Consider the following 22,220-nt stretch of genomic DNA (forward strand, 5'->3'; position numbering starts at 1 on the left):
CGGAAGCGGCGCCCGCACAGGGCATCCGGGCGCACACCGTTACTGAACAAACCGGTTTCGGCGCACGACTGTGACGCCCCTAAACTGTCTGCGTGACCGAGAACGCAGCGCAGCAGCCAGCCAGCACCCCCGAACTGCCGACCCAATACGCGCCGGCCGATGTAGAGGGGCCGCTGTACGAGCGCTGGGTAGAACGTGGTTACTTCACGGCCGACGCGAAGAGCGACAAGCCCGCGTACACCGTCGTCATCCCCCCGCCGAACGTCACCGGCAGCCTCCACCTGGGCCACGCCTTCGAACACACGCTGATCGACGCCCTCACCCGCCGCAAGCGCATGCAGGGTTTCGAGACGCTGTGGCAGCCCGGCATGGACCACGCCGGCATCGCCACCCAGAACGTCGTCGAGCGCGAACTCGCCAAGGACGGCAAGTCCCGCCACGACCTGGGCCGCGAGGCGTTCGTCGAGCGCGTCTGGCAGTGGAAGGAAGAGTCCGGCGGTCAGATCTCCGGCCAGATGCGCCGCCTCGGCGACGGCGTCGCCTGGGACCGCGAGCGCTTCACCATGGACGAGGGTCTGTCCACGGCCGTCCAGACCATCTTCAAGCGGATGTACGACGACGGCCTGATCTACCGCGCCGAGCGCATCATCAACTGGTGCCCGCGCTGTCTGACGGCCATCTCCGACATCGAGGTGGACTACCAGGACGACGACGGCGAGCTCGTCTCCATGAAGTACGGCGACGGTGACGACACCATCGTCGTCGCCACCACCCGCGCGGAGACCATGCTCGGCGACACCGCCGTCGCCGTCCACCCCGACGACGAGCGCTACGCCCGCCTCATCGGCAAGCAGATCAGGCTGCCGCTCACGAACCGCACCATCCCGGTCGTCGCGGACACCCATGTCGACCCCGAGTTCGGCACCGGCGCCGTCAAGGTCACCCCCGCGCACGACCCGAACGACTTCGCCATCGGCCGGCGCCACGACCTGGAGACCATCCAGGTCCTCGACGAGCGCGGCATCATCATCACCCCCGGCCCCTTCCAGGGCCTGGACCGCTTCGAGGCCCGGTCCGCGATCGTCGCCGCCCTGCGCGCCGACGGCCGGATCGTCGCCGAGAAGCGCCCGTACGTCCACTCCGTCGGCCACTGCTCCCGCTGCAAGACGACGCTGGAGCCGCGCCTGTCGATGCAGTGGTGGGTCAAGGTCGAGACGCTCGCCAAGACGGCGGGCGACGCCGTCCGCGACGGTCGCGTCAACATCCACCCCGCCGACCTGACCCCGCGCTACTTCGACTGGGTCGACAACCTCAACGACTGGTGCATCTCGCGCCAGCTGTGGTGGGGCCACCGCATCCCCGTCTGGCACGGCCCGAACGGCGAGATGGTCTGCGTCGGCCCGAACGACGAGGCGCCCACCGGTGAGGGCTGGCACCAGGACACCGACGTCCTCGACACCTGGTTCTCCTCCGGACTGTGGCCGTTCTCCACCATGGGCTGGCCCGAGCAGACCGAGTCGCTGGAGAAGTTCTATCCGAACTCCGTCCTGGTCACCGGCTACGACCTGATGTTCTTCTGGGTCGCCAGGATGATGATGTTCGGCCTGTACGCCATGGGCGACGTCCCGTTCCGCACCATCGCCTTCCACGGCATGGTCCGCGACGAGACCGGCAAGAAGATGTCGAAGTCCAAGGGCAACGTCGTCAACCCGCTCGACTGGATGGACAAGTACGGCTCCGACGCCGTCCGTTTCACCCTGGCCCGCGGTGCCAACCCGGGCGTCGACGTCCCGATCGGCGAGGACTGGGTCCAGGGCTCCCGCAACTTCGCCAACAAGATCTGGAACGCCACTCGCTTCGCGCTGATGAACGGCGCGACGATCGAGGGCGCACTGCCGGCCCCCGAGCAGATGACCGCCACCGACCGCTGGATCCTGTCCCGGCTCAACACGGTCGTCGCCCAGGTCGACGCGCTCTACGACGACTACCAGTTCGCCAAGCTGTCCGACGCCCTTTTCCACTTCGCGTGGGACGAGGTGTTCGACTGGTACGTCGAGCTGTCCAAGACGACGTTCTTCGCCGAGGGCGAGCAGGCCAAGGTCTCCGCGCGTGTCCTCGGCGAGGTCCTCGACGTCACCCTGCGCCTGCTGCACCCGGTCGTCCCCTTCGTCACCGAGACGCTCTGGACGACCCTCACCGGCGGCGAGTCCCTCGTCGTCGCCGACTGGCCGAACGACTCGGGTTTCCGCGACCAGGGGGCCGAACGAGAGATCGAGCTCGTCCAGCAGGTCGTCACCGAGGTCCGCAGGTTCCGCTCCGACCAGGGCCTGCAGCCCGGCCAGAAGGTCCCCGCCGCGCTCACCCTGGACGGCACCGCCCTGGCGCCCCACGAGGCCGCCATCCGGCAGCTGCTGCGCCTCCAGCCGGCCGGCGACGGCTTCCACGCCACCGCCTCGCTCCCCGTCGCCGGTGCCACGGTCGCTCTCGACCTCTCCGGCACCATCGACGTCGCCGCCGAGCGCAAGCGCCTCACCAAGGACCTGGAGGCCGCCAAGAAGGAGATCGTCCAGGCCAACGGCAAGCTCGGCAACGAGGCCTTCCTGGCGAAGGCCCCGGACAACGTGGTCGACAAGATCCGTGGACGGCTCGCCAAGGCCGACGCCGACATCGAGCGGATCAGCACCCAGCTGGCGAACCTGCCGAAGGGCTGATGACCTGAGAGCGGAGCCCCCGTGCCCCCGACCGACCGGGAGCGCGGGGGCTCCGCCGTGCCCGGGGGAGTGCGGCGGCGGGCGCTGCGCGCGATGTCCGCGGCCATCCGTAGACTGGCCCTGTGAGTGAGCCCCGCCCTTCAGACCGGCACGACGCGTCCGATTCCGACGACACCTTCGCGGAGATCGTCGACGAGGAGACCCAGCGCGATCCCGACCTGGCGGTGATCGAGGCCGGGAGCCGCACGCTGCGCACCCAGTCGGGACCGCCCCAGGGTGAGGCGGTCCCCGACCGCCCCGCCGACCCCGAGACCGACCGCGCGCTGCGCGAGGTGGAGCAGGAGCTCGCCGGCCGCTGGGGCGAGACCAAGCTCGAGCCGTCGGTGACCCGTATCGCTGCCCTGATGGACGTGCTGGGGGAGCCCCAGCGTGCCTACCCGTCGATCCACATCACGGGGACGAACGGCAAGACCAGCACGGCCCGCATGATCGAGGCCCTGCTGAACGCCCTCGACCTGCGCACCGGCCGCTACACCTCGCCGCACGTCCAGTCGATCACCGAGCGGATCAGTCTGGACGGCGCCCCGATCGACGCCGAGCGTTTCATCGAGACGTACAACGACGTCAAGCCGTACATCGAGATGGTCGACGCCCAGCAGCCCTACCGGCTCTCGTTCTTCGAGGTGCTGACGGGCATGGCGTACGCGGCCTTCGCCGACGCGCCGGTCGACGTCGCGGTCGTCGAGGTCGGTATGGGAGGCACCTGGGACGCGACGAACGTCATCGACGCCACGGTCGCCGTCGTCACCCCCATCTCGCTGGACCACACCGACCGCCTCGGCTCCACCCCCGCCGAGATCGCCGGTGAGAAGTCCGGCATCGTCAAGCAGGACGCGACGGTGATCCTGGCCCAGCAGCCGGTCGACGCCGCGCAGGTCATGCTGAAGAAGGCCGTCGAGGTGGACGCCACGGTCGCCCGCGAGGGCATGGAGTTCGGCATCGTCTCCCGCGAGATCGCGGTCGGCGGCCAGTTGCTGACCCTGCGGGGCCTGGGCGGCGAGTACGACAACATCTTCCTGCCGCTCTACGGGGCGCACCAGGCGCACAACGCCGTGGTCGCCCTGGCCGCCGTCGAGGCGTTCTTCGGCATCGGCGCGGAGCAGGCCCGCAGCCTCGACGTGGAGGCGGTGCGCAAGGCCTTCCTGTCCGTCCTCTCGCCGGGCCGCCTCGAGGTCGTCCGGTCCAGCCCGACCGTCGTCCTGGACGCGGCGCACAACCCGGCAGGCGCACTCGCCGCCTCCGAGGGGATCTCCGAGGCGTTCAGCTTCTCCCGGCTGATCGGCGTCGTCGGCACGAGCGGTGACAAGGACGTCCGGGGGCTCCTCGAAGCCTTCGAGCCGATCTTCGCCGAGATCGTCGTCACCCAGAACTCCAGCCCGCGCGCCATGGACGCGGACGCGCTCGCCGCCGTCGCCGTCGAGGTCTTCGGCAACGAACGCGTCCAGGTCGAGCCACGCCTGGACGACGCCCTGGAGGCGGCGATCACCCTCGCCGAGGAAGAGGCCGAATACGCGGGCGCCGGGGTCCTGGTGACCGGATCCGTGATCACGGTCGGCGAGGCCCGGCTGCTTCTTGGAAGGCGCTGACCCTGTGCGTACGCTCTGTGCTTCGACGCTGATCGGCGAGTTCTTCGTCATCGGCTTCGCCGGGCTCGTGGCGATGAAGTCCGACGACCTGTCCATGGCCACGGTCTGGACGGTCTGCGGCATCGGCATGCTGCTCTCCGTCCTGCTCTGCGGTGTGATCACCCGTCCCGGCGGCATCCAGCTCGGCTGGGGGCTCCAGATCCTGCTGGTGCTGAGCGGCTTCTTCGTCCCGATGATGTTCATCCTCGGAGTGATCTTCGCGGCCCTGTGGTGGGCCTCGGTGCACTACGGCCGCAGGATCGACGAGGCCAAGGCGCGGTGGGCGGCCCAGGCCGAGGCGCAGGAGCGTGCGGAGGCTCCGGCCCAAGGATGACGCAGCGTAAGCCCGGTCGCAGACCGGTCGGCGCACCCCTGTAATCTCGCCCTCACCCGCACCCGAAAGTCTCCAAGGAGCCGCACATGACTCAGCGCACCCTCGTCCTTCTCAAGCCCGACGCCGTCAGGCGTGGGCTGATCGGCGAGATCGTCGGCCGCATCGAACGCAAGGCTGGCTGGACGATCACCGCGCTGGAGCTGCGCACGCTCGACCAGGAGACCCTGGAGCAGCACTACGGCGAGCACAAGGGCCGCCCGTTCTACGAGCCGCTCGTCGAGTTCATGGCCTCCGGGCCCGTCGTCGCTCTTGTGGCCGAAGGCGAGCGGGTGATCGAGGGCGTCCGTGCCCTGGCCGGCCCCACGGACCCGATCGCCGCCGCGCCCGGCTCGATCCGCGGTGACTTCGGCACGATCACCCGGGAGAACCTCATCCACGCCTCGGACTCCGAGGAGTCCGCAGAGCGAGAACTCAAGCTTTTCTTTCCCGGACTTTCCTGACTTCGGCTCCGCCAAACAGCGCTCATGACCTGGGGCGACCGAAGTAATTCGGTCGCCCTTCGGCATAGGGTCACGTATCGCGGGAACCCATCCCTCCGACGTAACGTCACCATGGGTGGAACGGGCAGCCGTTCCGTCCGCCACGGCGAAGGACCCTCGCGCTGTGTCCGTGCATACGGCACTACGATGGAAGCTTCCACGCCCGCAGCGCCAACCTCGCCTACCAAAAACAAGCCATTCTTCGCTTCTTGGGAAGGCCCGACGCATCCTCATGGGGAACAAGGGGAACTCAATGTCGTTCATCGGCCGTGACATGGCTATCGACCTCGGGACTGCCAACACGCTGGTGTACGTCAGGGGGCGCGGCATCGTACTGAACGAGCCGTCCGTCGTGGCCATCAACACCAACACCGGCGGAATCCTGGCGGTCGGCTCCGAGGCCAAGAAGATGATCGGCCGCACACCGGGCAACATCGTTGCCGTGCGGCCCCTGAAGGACGGCGTGATCGCCGACTTCGAGATCACGGAGCGCATGCTCCGCTACTTCATCCTCAAGATCCACAAGCGCCGCTACCTGGCCCGCCCGAGGGTCGTCGTCTGCGTGCCCTCCGGCATCACAGGAGTCGAGCGACGCGCCGTCATCGAGGCGTCGACGCAGGCAGGCGCGCGCCAGGTGCACATCATCGAGGAGCCCATGGCCGCGGCCATCGGCTCCGGTCTGCCCGTCCACGAGGCCACCGGCAACATGGTCGTCGACATCGGTGGCGGCACCACCGAGGTCGCCGTGATCTCGCTGGGCGGAATCGTCACCGCCCAGTCCATCCGGGTCGCCGGTGACGAACTGGACAACGCGATCATCCAGCACATCAAGAAGGAGTACTCCCTCCTCCTCGGTGAGCGCACCGCCGAACAGATCAAGATCACGATCGGCTCGGCGTTCGAGATGGAGAAGGACGAGCACACCGAGATCCGTGGCCGCGACCTGGTCTCGGGCCTGCCCAAGACCGTCGTCATCTCCGCGACCGAGGTCCGCAAGGCCATCGAGGAACCGGTCAACGCGATCGTCGACGCCGTGAAGACGACGCTCGACAAGTGCCCGCCGGAGCTCTCGGGCGACGTGATGGACCGCGGCATCGTCCTCACCGGCGGCGGCGCGCTCCTGCGCGGACTCGACGAGCGGCTGCGCCACGAGACGGGCATGCCGATCCACATCGCCGAGGACCCGCTGGACTCGGTGGCCCTCGGATCCGGTAAGTGCGTCGAGGAGTTCGAGGCGCTCCAGCAGGTGCTGGACGCCCAGCCCCGACGGTAGGACACGATGTTCCGCCGTACGGGCACTGCCGTCCCGTACGGCGGAACATCGGTATTCAGGCACGAACATTCCGACGAGGAAGGCACGGCCGCCGCACGTGAGGGACACACGAGAGAGCCGGCTGCTCCTGGTGCTGCTGATCGCCATCGCATTCGCCCTGATCACGGTGGATATCCGCGGTGGCGAGGAGTCACCGGTGGACGGAGCCCGGCAGGCCGCGGCCACGGTCCTCGGACCGGTCGAGAACGGCGTCGCGGCGGCGGTGGACCCGGTGGGCAACGCCATCGGCGCCGTCCGGGACTCCGGTGACCGGCACGACCGGATCGCGGCCCTGGAGCACGAGAACGCCGCGCTGAAGACGAAGCTCGGCAGCGACGACCGCAACACCAGCAAGGTCCGTCAGCTCGACACCATGCTGAAGAGCGCCGGGACAGGCCAGTACGGCATCAAGGCCGCCCAGGTCATCGCCATAGGAGCGGCCCAGGGCTTCTCATGGACCGTCACCATCGACGCCGGGGCCGACGACGGTCTCCAGCGCGACATGACCGTACTGAACGGCGAAGGGCTCGTCGGCCGGATCACGACCGTCGGGCCGAACACCGCGACCGTCCTGCTGGCCAACGACCCCGACTTCACCGTGGGCACCCGGCTGGAGAAGACGGACGAGCTCGGCTTCGCCACGGGGCAGGGGGCCCGGCCCCTCTCGGTCCAGTTCCTCAACGGCAAGGCCGACGTGAAGAAGGGCGACCGGCTGGTCACCTTCGGGTCCAGCAACGACAAGCCCTTCGTGCCGGGGGTGCCCGTGGGCGAGGTCGTCCGCGTCGACCCCTCGGGCGGCGACCTGACCCGGACGGTCTACGTCCGCCCGTTCGTCGGCTTCACCAAGCTCGACATCGTGGGCATCGTCGTCCAGGCGCCCCGCGAGAACCCCCGTGACATGGTCCTCCCGGCCCAGCCCAAGAAGCCGGCGAAGCCCAAGCCCACCCCGACGGTCACCGTCACCGTCCAGCCGAACGGCGACCTCGTCGACGGCAGCGGGAAGGTCGTCGGGAACGTCAACGAGACGCCCGGTGCCTCCGCCTCCCCGGGTGCTTCCCCGAACGCCTCCGGCGCCGCCGACCCGGCCGCCGGTGACGCGGCGAACGAGCAGGAATAGAGCTGATCCCCATGCGTATCAACAGGATGCTGCTCTCCGTCGCCCTCGTCGTGGTCGCCCTCGTCATCCAGGTGTCCGTCCTCGCCCGTCTCCAGCTCCCCGGTGCCACCCCCGACCTGCTGCTGCTCGTCGTCCTCGGACTCGCCTTCGTGTACGGGCCGGTCAGCGGCGCCCTGATCGGCTTCGGCGCCGGCCTCCTCGCCGACCTGGCACCGCCCGCAGACCATGCCGCCGGGCGCTACGCCCTGGTCCTCTGCGTCATCGGGTACGTCGCCGGCATGGCTCGCCCCGAGAACGGCCGGCTCAAGTCGGCCCTCACCCCGCTGGCCTTCGTCTTCGTCGCGGCACTCGGGTCCACCCTGCTGTACGCCGGTGTCGGATCCCTCGTCGGTGACACGGCCGCCCGCCACGTGGGCCTGGGCAGCCTGCTGTTCACCGCCGTCGTGTACGACCTGCTCCTCGCGCCGTTCACCGTTCCGCTGATCATGGCGCTCGCCAGACGCACCGAGAACGACCCGGTCGCCGACAGTTCCGGCAGCGGCGACGTCGCCGCCGGCTGGCTCGCCTCGGGCACCGGGCTGCGGATCGGGAACCAGCGGAACGGGATGCGCCTGAGGGCAGCCCGCGGCCGCGCAGCACGCGCAGGACGGATCAAGGGGGTCAAGCGACTGTGAGCCCGTACCGGCACCGGACGACCACCGGGGGAGCCCACCCCCGTACCCCCGGCCGACCCACCACCACCGGGGGCGCCCCGTGAGCAACATTCCGGAGACGGGCCGGACCCCGCGGGTCCAGATCCGTCTCATCGTCATCCAGGTCCTCGTGTTCTCCCTGCTCCTGACGCTCGGCGGCCGGCTCTGGTACCTCCAGATCCGCAACGGGCAGGAGTACACCGACGAGGCCAAGAACAACCACGTCCAGCAGGTCGTCCAGCCCGCCGTCCGTGGTGCCATCCTCGACGCGCGCGGCGTGCCCCTCGCCGACAACGAGACGCGCCTCGTCGTCTCCGCCAGCCGCACCGAACTGATGAAGATGAAGGACGACGGCGTCGGCGTCCTCACCCGCCTGGCCGGTGTCCTGGACATGAAGCCCAAGGACGTCCAGGACAAGGTCCGGCTCTGCGACGCGAAGACTCCGCAGCCCTGCTGGAACGGCTCGCCGTACCAGCCGATCCCGGTCACCGACGAGGCCACCACCCAGCAGGCCCTCACGATCCGAGAGCGTGCCGAGGACTTCCCCGGCATCACCGCCGAACCCACCGCCGTGCGCCGCTACGCGGCCCCCGGCAAGGCCAACACCGCGCAGGTCCTCGGCTACCTCTCGCCCGTCACCGACGAAGAGGTCACCAAGGCACAGGACAGCGACTCGCCCTACCTCCGCTCCGACCAGGTGGGCCGCTCCGGACTGGAGCGCACGTACGACAAGGAACTGCGCGGCAAGGCCGGCGTCACCCGCTACGAGGTCGACAACCTCGGCCGCGTCATCGGCCAGGCCCAGAACGACGAGGCCGAAGCCGGCTCCAGCGTCGTCACCTCCATCGACGCACGGGTCCAGGCCGTCGCCGAGTACGAGCTGAACAACGCCATGGAGACGGCCCGCAAGGAGATGGACCGCAACACCAACGAGCTGTACAAGGCCGACTCCGGTGCCGTCGTCGTCATGGAGGCCAAGACCGGACGCATCGTGTCCATGGCGTCCCTGCCGACGTACGACCCCAACGCATGGATCGGCGGCATCTCCGCCAAGGACTACGCCAAGCTCACCGGCAAGAAGTCCAACTTCCCGCTGCTGAACCGGGCCATCCAGGGCACCGCCGCCCCCGGGTCGATCTTCAAGGTCATCTCCTCGACCGCCGCGGTCAACGCGGGGTACGAGTTCGACGGCAACTACCCGTGCCCGAGTTCGTACTCGATCGGCGGCCAGGTCTTCAAGAACTTCGAGTCCCAGGGCTACGGCGCCATCAGCATCGGGCGCGCCCTGGAGGTCTCCTGCGACACCGTCTACTACGGCCTGGCGCACAAGGAATGGGCGAAGGACGGCGGCAACAAGCCGAAGAAGAAGCCCGCCGACTGGTTCTACAAGACGGCCCACCAGTTCGGGCTCGGCAAGGAGACCGGCATCGACCTCCCCAACGAGGTCCCCGGCCGCGTCCCCGACCGCCAGTGGAAGCAGGACTTCTACGACGCCAACAAGGCGTCCTGGTGCAAGCAGGGCAAGAAGGACGGCACGTACGTCGAGAAGATCGCGTACGAAGGGTGCCTCGAGGGCAACAAGATGCGCGCCGGTGACTCCGTCAACTACTCGATCGGCCAGGGCGACACGCTCGTCACCCCGATCCAGATGGCGACCATCTACGCGGCGATCTCCAACGGCGGCACCCTGTACGACCCGACCGTCGGCAAGGCGATCGTCAGCGGTGACGGCAGGACCGTCCAGGAGATCGCGCCCCAGGCCCACGGCAAGCTCCCCTTCAAGGGAGAGACCCGCGACCAGATAGACGAAGCCCTCGCGGGTGTCGCGACCCGGGGCAGCGCCGCCTGGCGATTCGGCGGATGGCCCCAGGACAAGATCCCGATGCACGCCAAGACGGGCACGGCCGAGGTCTACGGCAAGCAGACGACCTCGTGGTTCGCCACGTACACCAAGGACTACTCGATCGTCATGACGATCTCCCAGGGTGGTACGGGCTCCGGAGCGTCCGGCCCCGCGGTGCGCAACATCTACAACGCGCTCTACGGTCTCGACGCGAGCGGCAAGCAGGACCTCAAGAAGGCGCTGCTGCCCAAGCCCCAGAAGACGCTGCCCAAGATCAAGCCCGACGGCCAGATCGAGTCGCCCAAGATCAAGCCGTACACCCCCGCGCCCGTCGACGACGGCACACAGGCCCTCGCGGGCGCGCTGCGGGCGACCGTCGGGAGGCGTGACTGATGGCAGGCTTCTCCGTCTCCCGCTACGGCCCCGAGGACCGCTCCGTCTGGGCCAGGCTCACCGCCCGCGACTCCGTCGTGCGGCGGCTGGACTGGCCCCTGCTCGGATCGTCCGTCGCACTGTCCTTCGTGGGTGCGCTGCTGGTCTGGTCGGCGACCCGCGGCCGGGACTCCCTCACCCACGGCGACCCGTACTTCTTCCTCTTCCGGCACGTGCTCAACGCCGGCATCGGCCTCGCGCTGATGATCGGCACCATCTGGCTCGGGCACCGCACTCTGCGGGGAGCGGTGCCGGTGCTCTACGGGCTGTCGGTGCTGCTCGTCCTGGCGGTCCTCACCCCGCTGGGCGCCACCGTCAACGGCGCGCACGCCTGGATCCTGCTTCCCGGCGGTTTCTCCCTCCAGCCCTCCGAGTTCACCAAGATCACGATCATCCTCGGCATGGCGATGCTGCTCGCCGCCCGTGTCGACGCGGGCGACCAGCTGCACCCCGACCACCGGACCGTCGGCAAGGCACTCGGCCTGGCACTCGTCCCGATGGCCGTGGTGATGCTGATGCCCGACCTCGGCTCGGTCATGGTCATGGCCGTCATCGTGCTCGGCGTCCTCCTCGCCTCCGGCGCGTCCAACCGCTGGGTCTTCGGGCTCCTCGGCGCGGGTGCGGCGGGCGCGGTGGCCGTCTGGCAGCTCGGCGTGCTCGACGACTACCAGATCGCCCGCTTCGCGGCGTTCGCCAACCCGGCACTCGACCCGGCGGGCGTCGGCTACAACACCAACCAGGCCCGCATCGCCATCGGTTCCGGCGGCCTCACGGGCACGGGACTCTTCAACGGCTCCCAGACGACGGGCCAGTTCGTCCCCGAACAGCAGACCGACTTCGTCTTCACCGTCGCGGGCGAGGAACTCGGCTTCCTCGGAGCCGGACTGATCATCGTCCTGCTCGGCGTCGTCCTGTGGCGCGCCTGCCGTATCGCCCGCGGGACGACCGAGCTCTACGGCACGGTCGTCGCCGCCGGCATCATCGCCTGGTTCGCCTTCCAGTCCTTCGAGAACATCGGGATGACCCTCGGGATCATGCCGGTGGCCGGACTGCCCCTGCCCTTCGTGTCCTACGGAGGCTCGTCGATGTTCGCCGTCTGGGTGGCCATCGGACTGCTCCAGTCGATCAAGGTGCAACGCCCGATGTCGGCCTGAGAGGTTCGCTCAGCCCTGCATGTTCCAGGGCATCGCGGATAGATTCTCCATATGGCGGACTCCAAGCGCGAGGTCGAGCGGAAGTACGAGGCGACTGCCGAGACCCGGCTGCCGGACCTGACCCGGGCGGCCGGGGTCTCCGCCGTCGTCCACCGGGGCCCCAGCGAACTCGACGCCGTCTACTACGACACCGAGGATCTCCGGCTGGCCGCGGACTCCCTCACGCTCCGGCGCAGGACCGGCGGCGACGACGCGGGCTGGCACCTCAAGATCCCCGTCTCCGCCGACGTCCGCGACGAGATCAGGGCTCCGCTCACCGACACGCTGCCGCCCGCCCTCGGTGACCTGCTCCGCTCCCGCGTGCGCCACACCCCGGTGAACCCCGTCGTACGGATCCTCTCCGCCCGGGACGTCCACCACCTCCTCGACGCGGACGGCGCCCTGCTCGCCGAGCTGAGCGTCGACGAGGTCCTCGCGGAGCGCCTGACCGAGGAAGGGCACGGTGCCACCTCGGCGTGGACCGAGCTGGAGGTCGAACTCGCCGACGACGTCGACCCAACCCTCCTCGACGCCGTCGAGCGGCGGCTGCGCAAGGCCGGGGTCCGGCCCTCGGCCGCGCCGTCCAAGCTGTCCAGGGCCCTGGCCGAGACCGCTCCGGACAAGCCGCGGCGTAAGAGGAACCCCGCCCCGCGCACCGCCGGTGATCATGTCCTCGCCTATGTACGCCGTCAGGTCACGGCCCTCGTCGAACTCGACCCCGCTGTGCGCCGCGAGCTGCCCGACAGCGTCCACCGCATGCGGGTCGCCACCCGCCGGCTCCGCAGTGCCTTCAGGACGTACCGCACGGTGCTCGACCGGTCCGTCACCGACCCGCTCCGCGACGAGTTGAAGTGGCTCGCCGCCGAACTCGGCGTCGACCGCGACCAGGAAGTCCTCGACGCGCGGCTGAGCTCCCGCGTCGCCGCCCTGCCGGACACCCTGGTCCTGGGCCCCGTCGACGCCCGGCTGCGACTCACCTCCGTGGCCCGGCGCACCGGTTCGCGCAGGCGGGTCGCCTCCGTGCTCGACGCGGAGCGCTACCTGACCCTGCTGGACGCACTGGACGCCCTCCTCGCCGATCCGCCCCTGCGTCCCGCTGCCGCGCGGACACCGCGTGACACGCTGCCCCGTGCCGTCCTCAAGGACTACGAACGCCTCGCCACGCGCGTCGGGCACGCACTGGACCGGCCCCCGGGTGAGGAGCGCGACGTCGCCATGCACGAGGCGCGCAAGGCCGCCAAACGCGTCCGCTACGCCGCCGAGGCCGCCAGGCCCGCCCTGGGGAAGCCCGCCAAGAGGTTCGCCAAGCGTATGAAGGCCGTGCAGTCGGTCCTCGGCGACCACCAGGACAGCGTCGTGGCCCGGGACGCCCTGCGCACCCTCGGGGTCCAGGCGCACGGCGCCGGGGAGTCCGCGTTCACCTGGGGACTCCTGTACGGCCGGGAGGAAGCGGCGGCCGAGGCGCGGGAGCGCGAGCTGCCCGAGGTCTGGGCCCGGGCGTCGCGCCCAGGACTGCGGGCGGCGCTGGAACGCTGAGCACCGGGTTACGCTTGGTGGTCACCCCTGCCAGCTACGAAGGTCCTCAGATGTCTGCCGAGTCGGTCTTCCCACAGCTCGAAGCTCTGCTCCCGCATGTGCAGAAGCCCATTCAGTACGTCGGCGGTGAGCTGAACTCCACCGTCAAACCGTGGGACGAGTGCGACGTCCGCTGGGCACTCATGTACCCGGACGCCTACGAGGTCGGACTCCCCAACCAGGGCGTCATGATCCTGTACGAGGTGCTCAACGAACGCGAGGGCGTCCTCGCCGAGCGCACGTACAGCGTGTGGCCGGACCTCGAGGAGCTGATGCGCGAGCACAAGGTGCCGCAGTTCACCGTGGACAGCCACCGCCCCGTCGGCGCCTTCGACGTGTTCGGCCTCAGCTTCTCCACCGAGCTGGGCTACACCAACATGTTCACGGCCCTCGACCTCGCGGGCATCCCGCTGGAGTCCAAGGACCGCACCGTCGACCACCCGATCGTGCTGGCGGGCGGCCACGCCGCGTTCAACCCCGAGCCGATCGCGGACTTCATCGACTGCGCGGTCATCGGCGACGGCGAGCAGGCCGTCCTGGAGATCACCGAGATCATCCGCGCCTGGAAGGCCGAGGGCCGCCCCGGCGGCCGGGAGGAGGTGCTGTTCCGCCTCGCGAGGACGGGCGGCGTCTACGTCCCCGGCTTCTACGACGTCGAGTACCTGCCCGACGGCCGCATCAGCCGTGTGGTGCCCAACAGGTCCGGCGTGCCGTGGCGTGTGTCCAAGCACACCGTGATGGACCTCGACGAATGGCCGTACCCGAAGCAGCCGCTCGTCCCCCTCGCCGAGACGGTCCACGAGCGGATGTCCGTGGAGATCTTCCGCGGCTGCACCCGCGGCTGCCGCTTCTGCCAGGCCGGCATGATCACGCGCCCCGTGCGGGAGCGAAGCATCACCGGCATCGGCGAGATGGTGGAGAAGGGCCTCAAGGCCACCGGCTTCGAGGAGGTCGGGCTCCTGTCGCTCTCCTCCGCGGACCACACCGAGATCGGCGACATCGCCAAGGGCCTCGCCGACCGTTACACGGACGACAAGATCGGGCTCTCGCTGCCCTCCACCCGCGTCGACGCGTTCAACGTGGACCTGGCCAACGAGCTGACCCGCAACGGCCGCAGGTCGGGCCTCACCTTCGCCCCCGAGGGCGGCTCCGAGCGCATGCGCAAGGTCATCAACAAGATGGTCTCGGAGGAGGACCTGATCCGCACGGTCTCCACCGCGTACGGCAACGGTTGGCGCCAGGTGAAGCTGTACTTCATGTGCGGTCTGCCCACCGAAACCGACGAGGACGTCCTCCAGATCGGCGACATGGCGGTCAACGTGATCGCCAAGGGCCGTGAGGTCTCCGGGCAGAACGACATCCGCTGCACCGTCTCCATCGGCGGTTTCGTGCCCAAGCCCCACACCCCGTTCCAGTGGGCGCCGCAGCTCAGTGCCGAGGACACCGACGCCCGGCTGAAGAAGCTCCGGGACAAGATCCGCGACGACAAGAAGTACGGCCGTTCCATCGGCTTCCGCTACCACGACGGCAAGCCCGGCATCGTGGAGGGACTGCTCTCCCGCGGCGACCGCCGCGTCGGCTCCGTCATCCGCGAGGTCTACGAGTCCGGCGGCCGCTTCGACGGCTGGCGCGAGCACTTCAGCTACGACCTGTGGATGAGGAGCGCCGAGAAGACGCTGCCCGCCTTCGGCGTGGACGTCGACTGGTACACCACCCGGGAGCGGACGTACGAGGAGGTCCTGCCCTGGGACCACCTGGACTCCGGTCTCGACAAGGACTGGCTCTGGGAGGACTGGCAGGACTCGCTCGACGAGACCGAGGTCGAGGACTGCCGCTGGACGCCCTGCTTCGACTGCGGCGTGTGCCCGCAGCTCGACCTGGACATCCAGATCGGCCCCACGGGCAAGAAGCTCCTGCCGCTGACCGTCGTGAAGTAGGCCCCTTCGGGTGACAGCCCGGTGACGAACGCCCGGCCCGGGAAACCCCGGGCCGGGCGTTCGCGTCATTCCCGGCATGGACCTCGAGAAGCAGCACCGCACACCGCCGCCGTACGAAGGCGGGGAGGGCTGTCTGACGGTCCTGGTCAGGATCCCGGTGCGGATCGTGGTGCTGGTCCTGGTCCTGCCCGTACGCATGCTGTGGGACCTCCTCACCGCGGGCGGCCGCGCCCTGGAGCGGGTGCTGCTCCGCCCCCTGGGACGGGCGCTCACGTGGCTGTACGACCAGGTGTTCGCCCCGGTCGGCAGGGCCCTCACGTGGCTGACCGTGGCTCTCCTCGTGTGGCCCTGGGTGGGCCTGTGGCGGTACGTCGTCGTCCCGGTCGGCCGCTACGGGGTCACGCTCCCGCTGGTGTGGCTGTACGGGAACCTGCTGACCCCGCTCGGGCACGGCTTGCGATGGACGTACGCCAGGCTGCTCGTGCCGGCGGTGTCCGGACTCGTCACCTTCTTCCTGGTGTGGCCGGCCATCGGCGTGTGGCGGTACCTCCTGCGGCCTCTGGGCATCGCGGCGGACCGGCTCGTCACCCACCTGTTCCTCCTGCCCCTCTCCTTGGTGTACCGGTACGTGCTGACCCCGGTGGGCCTCGGGGCCGCGTGGGCGGCGGAGACGATCGGGCGGGGCCTCGCGGCTGTCGGGCGAGGGGCGTGGGCCGGCGCGGTGTGGCTGGTCATGACGCTGCTCGTACGGCCCCTCGCACGGTTCCGACGACGGGTCCTCGCCCCGGTGGGGCGGGAGATCCTGGCGGCCTTCGGCGTCGCCTGGCGGGTGGCCGGCTTCGTGTCGCGCGCCGTCGGGCGGGCACTGGCATGGCTGGCCTGGCACCTGGTCGGTGCGCCGGTGGCCTGGGCCTACCGCACCCTGTGCACACCGGTGGGCCACTTCCTGCGCGACGCGGTCTGGGCCCCGACCCGGCGCGCCGCGGCGGAGGCGGCACGCGCCGCCCGCGGCGCCCTGGCCTCGGCCCGGGAGACGCTCCGCTCCGCGCGCCGGGACGCCTGGCGCGCACTGGTCGGAGCACCGCAGGTCACGGACGCGCGGGAACTCGAGGGGTCCGCTGCGCGTACCCTGGGTAGGACAACGACTGTCCCCAGCGCGGCGCCCGCGCCCGAGATCTCCCCGCTAGTCGGCAAAACCGTCGAGCGGGGGTGAGCCGGAGCGGCACCCCAGGGGCACCCCCGTACTTCGTGGGCGGCACGCCGACGCGGCCGCCCCGCACCGAGGAGAAGAACCACTGGGCAAGCGACAGCCCGAAGGCCCGCCGCCCGCACCGGCGGTGCAGCGCATCCGACTGCGCTACACCAAGCGGGGCCGCCTCCGGTTCACCAGTCACAGAGACTTCCAGCGTGCCTTCGAGCGGGCACTGCGCCGCTCCGAGGTGCCCATGGCCTACTCGGCCGGCTTCACCCCGCACCCGAAGGTGTCGTACGCCAACGCCGCTCCCACGGGCACGGGCAGCGAGGCCGAGTTCCTGGAGATCGCCCTCACCGAGGCGCGGGATCCCGGCACCCTCCGCGAACTGCTCGACGCGTCGATGCCCGACGGCCTCGACGTCATCGACGCCGTGGAGGCCCGGACCTCCGGCCTCGCCGACCGGCTGACCGCCTCCGTGTGGGAGATGCGGCTGGACGGCGTGGCGGCCGAGGACGCGGAGAAGGCCGTCGTCGCCTTCATGGGCGCCGAGACCGTCGAGGTCCAGCGCCGTGCCAAGAACGGCATGAGGACCTTCGACGCCCGCGCCGCCGTCGTCGATCTGCAGGCCCTTGATCCACAGCCTGATAGGTCCGGGGACAGGCCCTGTGCGATACTGCGGCTGGTAGTACGGCACGTGACACCTGCCGTGCGACCCGACGACGTCCTGTCCGGTCTCCGAGCTGTGGCCGACCTAACGCCGCCGGTCCCCGCAGCGGTGACCAGGCTGGCGCAGGGGCTCTTCGACGAGGAGTCCGGCACGGTGACCGACCCGCTCGCGCCCGACCGCGAGGCAGCCCCGGCCGTTGACACGGCCGATCCGGCCGCCGCCGCGACGGCGCCGGAAGGTGCAGGTACCGCGTAAGGCGGTCGTTGTAGCGCAGCCCTTTGACCCGGGAGCCACCTGGGTCGGGCCGCGCACCGCCCCATAAGACTTTCGCCAGGCCGTGCGTAACGCGTACGGAACCGGCGAGCCAGACATCAGCTCCCGTGCGGCGCCCGCGCCCCGGACGGCGGTATCGCGCACATCACGCGAATCGCGTCGGACCGGAACCAGGTGTGGCGCCCGGGAGCGCGACGGGAGAACCGCCCGCATGCACGAGCCGAACGAAACCGGTACCACCGGAAACCCCGCGAACACGGAAAACAACAGCGCCCCCGGGGACAAGCTGCCGCCGCGCCGCAGGCGCCGCGCGGCCTCCCGCCCCGCCGGCCCGCCGTCGGGCGCGCCGGGTACGGCCGCCCCCGAGGACGTCACGCCGGCCATACCGGCCGCTGCCGCCGAGACGGCCGAGCCCGCCGCCGAGGCCGCGCCGCCGGCGCGTCCGCGTCGTCGTGCGGTCCGCAAGGCGACCGCTCCGGCGGGTGCGCCGCAGGCCGCCGAGGTCGTGGAGCCGGTCGTCGAGACCGCTCCGGCCGAGGAGGAGACCGAAGAGACCGTCGAGTCGGTGGAGGCCGCGCCGCCGGCGCGTGCCCGTCGTCGTGCGGTCCGCAAGGCGACCGCTCCGGCGGGTGCGCCGCAGGCCGCCGAGGTCGTGGAGCCGGTCGTCGAGACCGCTCCGGCCGAGGAGGAGACCGAAGAGACGATCGAGGCCCCTGTCGTCGAGACCCCCCGAGGCCGTCGCCGCGCCACGCGTAAGGCCACCTCCCCCGCGGGTGCCGCCAAGCCCGCCGAGGCCGTCACACAGGACACCGCCGTGGCCGAGCCCGTGAACGCCCCCGAGCCCGCGGCCGAAGCCGCTGCCGAGCCCGTGGCCGCCCCGCGAGGCCGTGCCCGCCGCCGTGCGTCTGCTCCGGCCGGTGCGCCGCAGGGCGCGCGGACCGCGGAGGCCCCGGCCGAGATCGTGGCCGAGCCCGCCGCCGAGCCCGCCCGTGAAGAGGCCGCACGGATCGAGGAACCCGCCGAGGCCGCGCCGCCGGCCCGCACGCGTCGCCGCGCTTCTCGCAAGGCCAGCGCGCCGGCCGGTTCCCCGCAGCCCGCGGAGGAGGTCGCCGAGGCGGCCGCCGAGCAGGCCGAGAGCCTTCCCGCCGCCGTCGCCGAGGAACTGGCCACCGAGACCGAGCAGGTCGAGGAGGCCGCGCCGCGCGGCCGTCAGCGCCGTCGGGCCACCGCCGCCGCGGGCCGCCCCGAGTTCACCGGCAAGGCCGAGGAGCCGGCCCGCAAGGGCCGTCGCGCGACGCGCCCCGCCGTGGCCGTGTTCCAGGCCCCGGTCTTCGCCGAGCCGATGTTCCAGACCCCGGAGACCGCGGCCGCCGCAGCCGCCGCCGCGGGCCCCGCCCCCGCGTACGACGAGGTCGAGGAGGTCGAGGAGCGGAAGACCGCCGACCGCGCGCCGCGCGAGGCCGAGGCCGCGCCGACCGCCGAGGCTGCCCCCGCCGAGTCCGAGTCCGGCCCCCAGGGCGGCTCGCGCCGTCGCCGTCGCCGTCGTGGCGAGGCCGTCGAGACCGAGCCGGCCGCCACCCCGGTCACCCTTCCGGCGGAGCAGCCCGCCGTCACCGCCGAGGACGAGCAGGAGTCCGGGACGGACGCCGAGCACGAGGGCGACGAGACGGACGAGTACGGGGACCGGCCCTCGCGCCGTCGCCGTCGTGGTGGCCGCCGCCGGCGTCGCGGTGAGGCCAACGACACGGACGACGCTGAGCAGCACGACGACAGCGCCGAGGACCACGCCGAGGACGAGCCGCAGCAGTCGCATGACGACGAGGAGGACGACGAACACGAGTCCGCCTCGGGTTCCAGCAGCAGCCGTCGCCGCCGTCGCCGTCGCCGCCGCAGCGGGGACGCCTCCGGCGAGGACTCGGCCGCGGGCACGGACGACCCGGAGCGCACCGTCGTCAAGGTCCGCGAGCCCCGCAAGAAGGAGGCCGAGCGCGAGCCCGGCACCGGCTTCGACGAGGTCCAGTCCATCAAGGGCTCGACCCGCATGGAGGCCAAGAAGCAGCGCCGCCGTGAGGGGCGTGAGCAGGGCCGCCGTCGTGTCCCGATCATCACCGAGGCCGAGTTCCTGGCCCGCCGCGAGGCCGTCGAGCGGGTCATGGTCGTCCGCCAGAGCGGCGAGCGCACGCAGATCGGCGTCCTCGAGGACAACGTGCTCGTCGAGCACTACGTCAACAAGGAGCAGGCCACCAGCTACGTCGGCAACGTCTACCTGGGCAAGGTGCAGAACGTACTGCCGTCCATGGAGGCCGCGTTCGTCGACATCGGCAAGGGCCGCAACGCCGTCCTGTACGCGGGCGAGGTCAACTTCGAGGCGCTCGGCATGGCCCACGGGCCGCGCCGCATCGAGACCGCGCTGAAGTCCGGCCAGTCGGTCCTCGTCCAGGTGACGAAGGACCCGATCGGTCACAAGGGCGCCCGCCTGACCAGTCAGGTCTCGCTGCCCGGCCGGTACCTGGTCTACGTGCCCGAGGGCTCGATGACCGGCATCAGCCGCAAGCTGCCCGACACCGAGCGCGCCCGGCTGAAGACCATCCTCAAGAAGATCGTTCCCGAGGACGCGGGCGTCATCGTGCGCACCGCCGCCGAGGGCGCGAGCGAGGACGAGCTGCGCCGTGACGTCGAGCGGCTGCAGCAGCAGTGGGAAGAGATCCAGAAGAAGGCGAAGAGCACCAGCAGCTCCAACGCGCCGACGCTGCTCTACGGCGAGCCGGACATGACCGTCCGGGTCGTCCGGGACATCTTCAACGAGGACTTCTCGAAGGTGATCGTCAGTGGTGACGACGCCTGGGAGACCATCCACGGCTATGTCTCGCACGTGGCGCCGGATCTGACGGACCGGCTCTCGCGCTGGACGTCCGAGGTCGACGTCTTCGCGACGTACCGCATCGACGAGCAGCTGATGAAGGCGCTGGACCGCAAGGTCTACCTGCCGAGCGGTGGCTCGCTGGTGATCGACAAGACCGAGGCGATGGTCGTCGTCGACGTCAACACCGGCAAGTTCACCGGCCAGGGCGGAAACCTCGAGGAGACCGTCACCAAGAACAACCTGGAGGCGGCCGAGGAGATCGTGCGCCAGCTGCGGCTGCGCGACCTCGGCGGCATCGTCGTCGTCGACTTCATTGACATGGTGCTGGAGTCCAACCGGGACCTGGTCCTCCGGCGGCTGCTGGAGTGCCTGGGACGCGACCGGACGAAGCACCAGGTTGCCGAGGTCACGTCACTCGGCCTGGTCCAGATGACCCGCAAGCGGGTGGGCCAGGGTCTGCTGGAGTCCTTCTCCGAGACCTGTGTCCACTGCAACGGGCGTGGCGTGATCGTCCACATGGAGCAGCCCACGTCCGCGGGCGGCGGTGGTGGCGGGAAGCGGTCCAAGAAGCGCGGCCGCGGCGCCGGACACGAGCACGAGCACGGCCAGGAGCACACGCACGCCGAGCAGGCGGCCGAGGTCGAGACCGAGGCCGAGGTGGCCGCCGAGGTCGCCGCCCCGGTGGCCCTGCCCGAGCCGGAGTTCGTGGCCGACGAGGAGCTGTACAGCAGCCCTGCCGAGGCGGAGGCGGCCGCGTCCCGCGGCCGTGGCCGCCGGCGCGCGACCCGTAAGGCGACGGCTCCGGCCGGCGCGCCCGCCCCTGCCGCCGAGACCGCACCCGCGGCCCCGGCAGCCGAGGAGGAACCGCAGCCCGAACCGGTCGCCGAGGCGCCGGTGGAGGCTCCTGCCGCCCCCGAGGCCGAGGCCGCGCCCCCGGCCCGTACGCGTCGCAGGGCGACCCGCAAGGCGACCGCCCCGGCGGGTTCGCCCAAGCAGGCCGACGTGACGCCTCCGGTACAGCCGGCCGAGCCCGCGGCGGAGCCCGTCGCGGCCGAGGACCCGGTCGTCGAGGCCCCTGCGGCCCCGGCTCCCGCCCCCTCGGAGGACACGAAGGCGCCCGAGGTCCCGGCGGCCGACGAGGAGTCCGCTCCCGCCGCCCCGCCGCGTGCCCGCCGCCGGGTGACCCGCAAGGTCACCGCTCCGGCCGGGTCGCCCGCCGGAGCCGAGGAGGCAGCGGCCGTGGTCGTCGCGGACGCCGGTTCCGACACGCCCGACGCATCCGGCGCCGAAGCAGCGGAATCGGAAGCCCCGGTCAAGAAGACCGCGGCGCGGAAGACCGCGAAGAAGGCCACGGCCAAGAAGGCGGTCGCGAAGAAGACCGCCACCAAGACGGTCGCGAAGAAGACCGCCGCGAAGAAGACGACGAAGAAGGCAGCGGCGAAGAAGACCGTCGCCGCCGAGCAGTCGTCGCCTTCCGTGACGGCTTCGGCTTCGTCGGACGACTCGGGTCCGGCCGCCGGCTGAGTAATTCGTAACCGGTTGTTCATCTGTCCGTGTCCCGCCCCGAAGCCTTCGGGGCGGGACACGTGCTTTGTTTCAGAACTGATGCAGTAGCCGGTTAACGGGCCCGAAATCGCCTGAGAAATCCCTGATAATGTGACGGCGGTCGCTGCCTGTGAAGTTCCCCTAAAGGAACTACGGTCGGTGACCGACCCGGTTCCAGACCGACCGGGCCCAGTTTCCTCGGTGGGGTGTCGGCATCGTGCCGACGGGGTTATGCGCGGCCTCGTGAGACGTCCCGCACCCCAGGTCTCTGCCCTGTGAAGAGCTCTTGCGGTGTTCAAGGAGGACG

Annotated in this window: 14 protein-coding genes; all 14 read left to right on the top strand. The window is 70.7% G+C overall.

All coding sequences use genetic code 11. The features are described 5' to 3' along the window. Positions 1-92 precede the first annotated feature (92 nt). The 14 genes from LWJ43_RS22295 to LWJ43_RS22360 all read left to right on the top strand — a co-directional run bounded on the left by LWJ43_RS22295 (position 93) and on the right by LWJ43_RS22360 (position 21,892). Positions 93-2,711: a valine--tRNA ligase gene (locus tag LWJ43_RS22295; RefSeq protein WP_277333987.1), complete on the top strand. Its 2,619-nt coding sequence runs from the start codon at positions 93-95 to the stop codon at positions 2,709-2,711. Positions 2,712-2,833: 122 nt separating this feature from the next. Then, the gene (folC, locus tag LWJ43_RS22300; protein WP_277333988.1) at positions 2,834-4,357 is read left to right on the top strand and encodes a bifunctional tetrahydrofolate synthase/dihydrofolate synthase; all 1,524 of its coding nucleotides are present in this window, start codon (positions 2,834-2,836) and stop codon (positions 4,355-4,357) included. A 4-nt stretch (positions 4,358-4,361) separates the two neighbouring features. Further along, positions 4,362-4,730 carry a DUF4233 domain-containing protein gene (locus LWJ43_RS22305; RefSeq protein WP_277333989.1) on the top strand — a complete coding sequence of 123 codons (369 nt, stop codon included), beginning with the start codon at positions 4,362-4,364 and terminating at the stop codon, positions 4,728-4,730. A gap of 86 nt (positions 4,731-4,816) precedes the next feature. Next, positions 4,817-5,230, top strand: a complete 414-nt coding sequence (gene ndk / locus LWJ43_RS22310; RefSeq protein WP_014156293.1) for a nucleoside-diphosphate kinase — start codon at positions 4,817-4,819, stop codon at positions 5,228-5,230. A 292-nt stretch (positions 5,231-5,522) separates the two neighbouring features. Then, positions 5,523-6,542, top strand: a complete 1,020-nt coding sequence (locus LWJ43_RS22315; protein WP_031091955.1) for a rod shape-determining protein — start codon at positions 5,523-5,525, stop codon at positions 6,540-6,542. Positions 6,543-6,639: 97 nt separating this feature from the next. After that, positions 6,640-7,698 (top strand): rod shape-determining protein MreC, encoded by a 1,059-nt coding sequence (gene mreC, locus LWJ43_RS22320; protein WP_277333990.1) that lies wholly within the window; start codon positions 6,640-6,642, stop codon positions 7,696-7,698. Positions 7,699-7,709: 11 nt separating this feature from the next. Further along, positions 7,710-8,372 carry a rod shape-determining protein MreD gene (gene mreD, locus LWJ43_RS22325; RefSeq protein ID WP_277333991.1) on the top strand — a complete coding sequence of 221 codons (663 nt, stop codon included), beginning with the start codon at positions 7,710-7,712 and terminating at the stop codon, positions 8,370-8,372. 79 nt (positions 8,373-8,451) lie between these two features. Further along, entirely contained in the window at positions 8,452-10,626 is a 2,175-nt protein-coding gene (mrdA, locus tag LWJ43_RS22330) for a penicillin-binding protein 2 (protein WP_277333992.1), read from the top strand. Then, the gene (rodA, locus tag LWJ43_RS22335) at positions 10,626-11,819 is read left to right on the top strand and encodes a rod shape-determining protein RodA (RefSeq protein WP_277333993.1); all 1,194 of its coding nucleotides are present in this window, start codon (positions 10,626-10,628) and stop codon (positions 11,817-11,819) included. The genes mrdA and rodA overlap by 1 nt, the downstream gene beginning before the upstream one ends. A 51-nt stretch (positions 11,820-11,870) precedes the next feature. Beyond that, entirely contained in the window at positions 11,871-13,394 is a 1,524-nt protein-coding gene (locus tag LWJ43_RS22340; RefSeq protein ID WP_277333994.1) for a CYTH and CHAD domain-containing protein, read from the top strand. Positions 13,395-13,444: 50 nt separating this feature from the next. After that, positions 13,445-15,370, top strand: a complete 1,926-nt coding sequence (locus tag LWJ43_RS22345) for a TIGR03960 family B12-binding radical SAM protein (protein ID WP_277333995.1) — start codon at positions 13,445-13,447, stop codon at positions 15,368-15,370. Between the two features lie 76 nt (positions 15,371-15,446). Beyond that, positions 15,447-16,583, top strand: coding sequence for a hypothetical protein (locus tag LWJ43_RS22350; RefSeq protein WP_277333996.1), 1,137 nt, complete (start codon positions 15,447-15,449; stop codon positions 16,581-16,583). A 124-nt stretch (positions 16,584-16,707) separates the two neighbouring features. Next, positions 16,708-17,487: a TIGR03936 family radical SAM-associated protein gene (locus LWJ43_RS22355; protein WP_277333997.1), complete on the top strand. Its 780-nt coding sequence runs from the start codon at positions 16,708-16,710 to the stop codon at positions 17,485-17,487. Positions 17,488-17,716: 229 nt separating this feature from the next. Continuing rightward, a complete protein-coding gene (locus LWJ43_RS22360; RefSeq protein WP_277333998.1) occupies positions 17,717-21,892 on the top strand; it encodes an Rne/Rng family ribonuclease in 4,176 nt (1,391 codons plus the stop codon). Positions 21,893-22,220 lie beyond the last annotated feature (328 nt).

It is taken from the genome of Streptomyces sp. JH34, assembly GCF_029428875.1.
GTDB lineage: Bacteria > Actinomycetota > Actinomycetes > Streptomycetales > Streptomycetaceae > Streptomyces.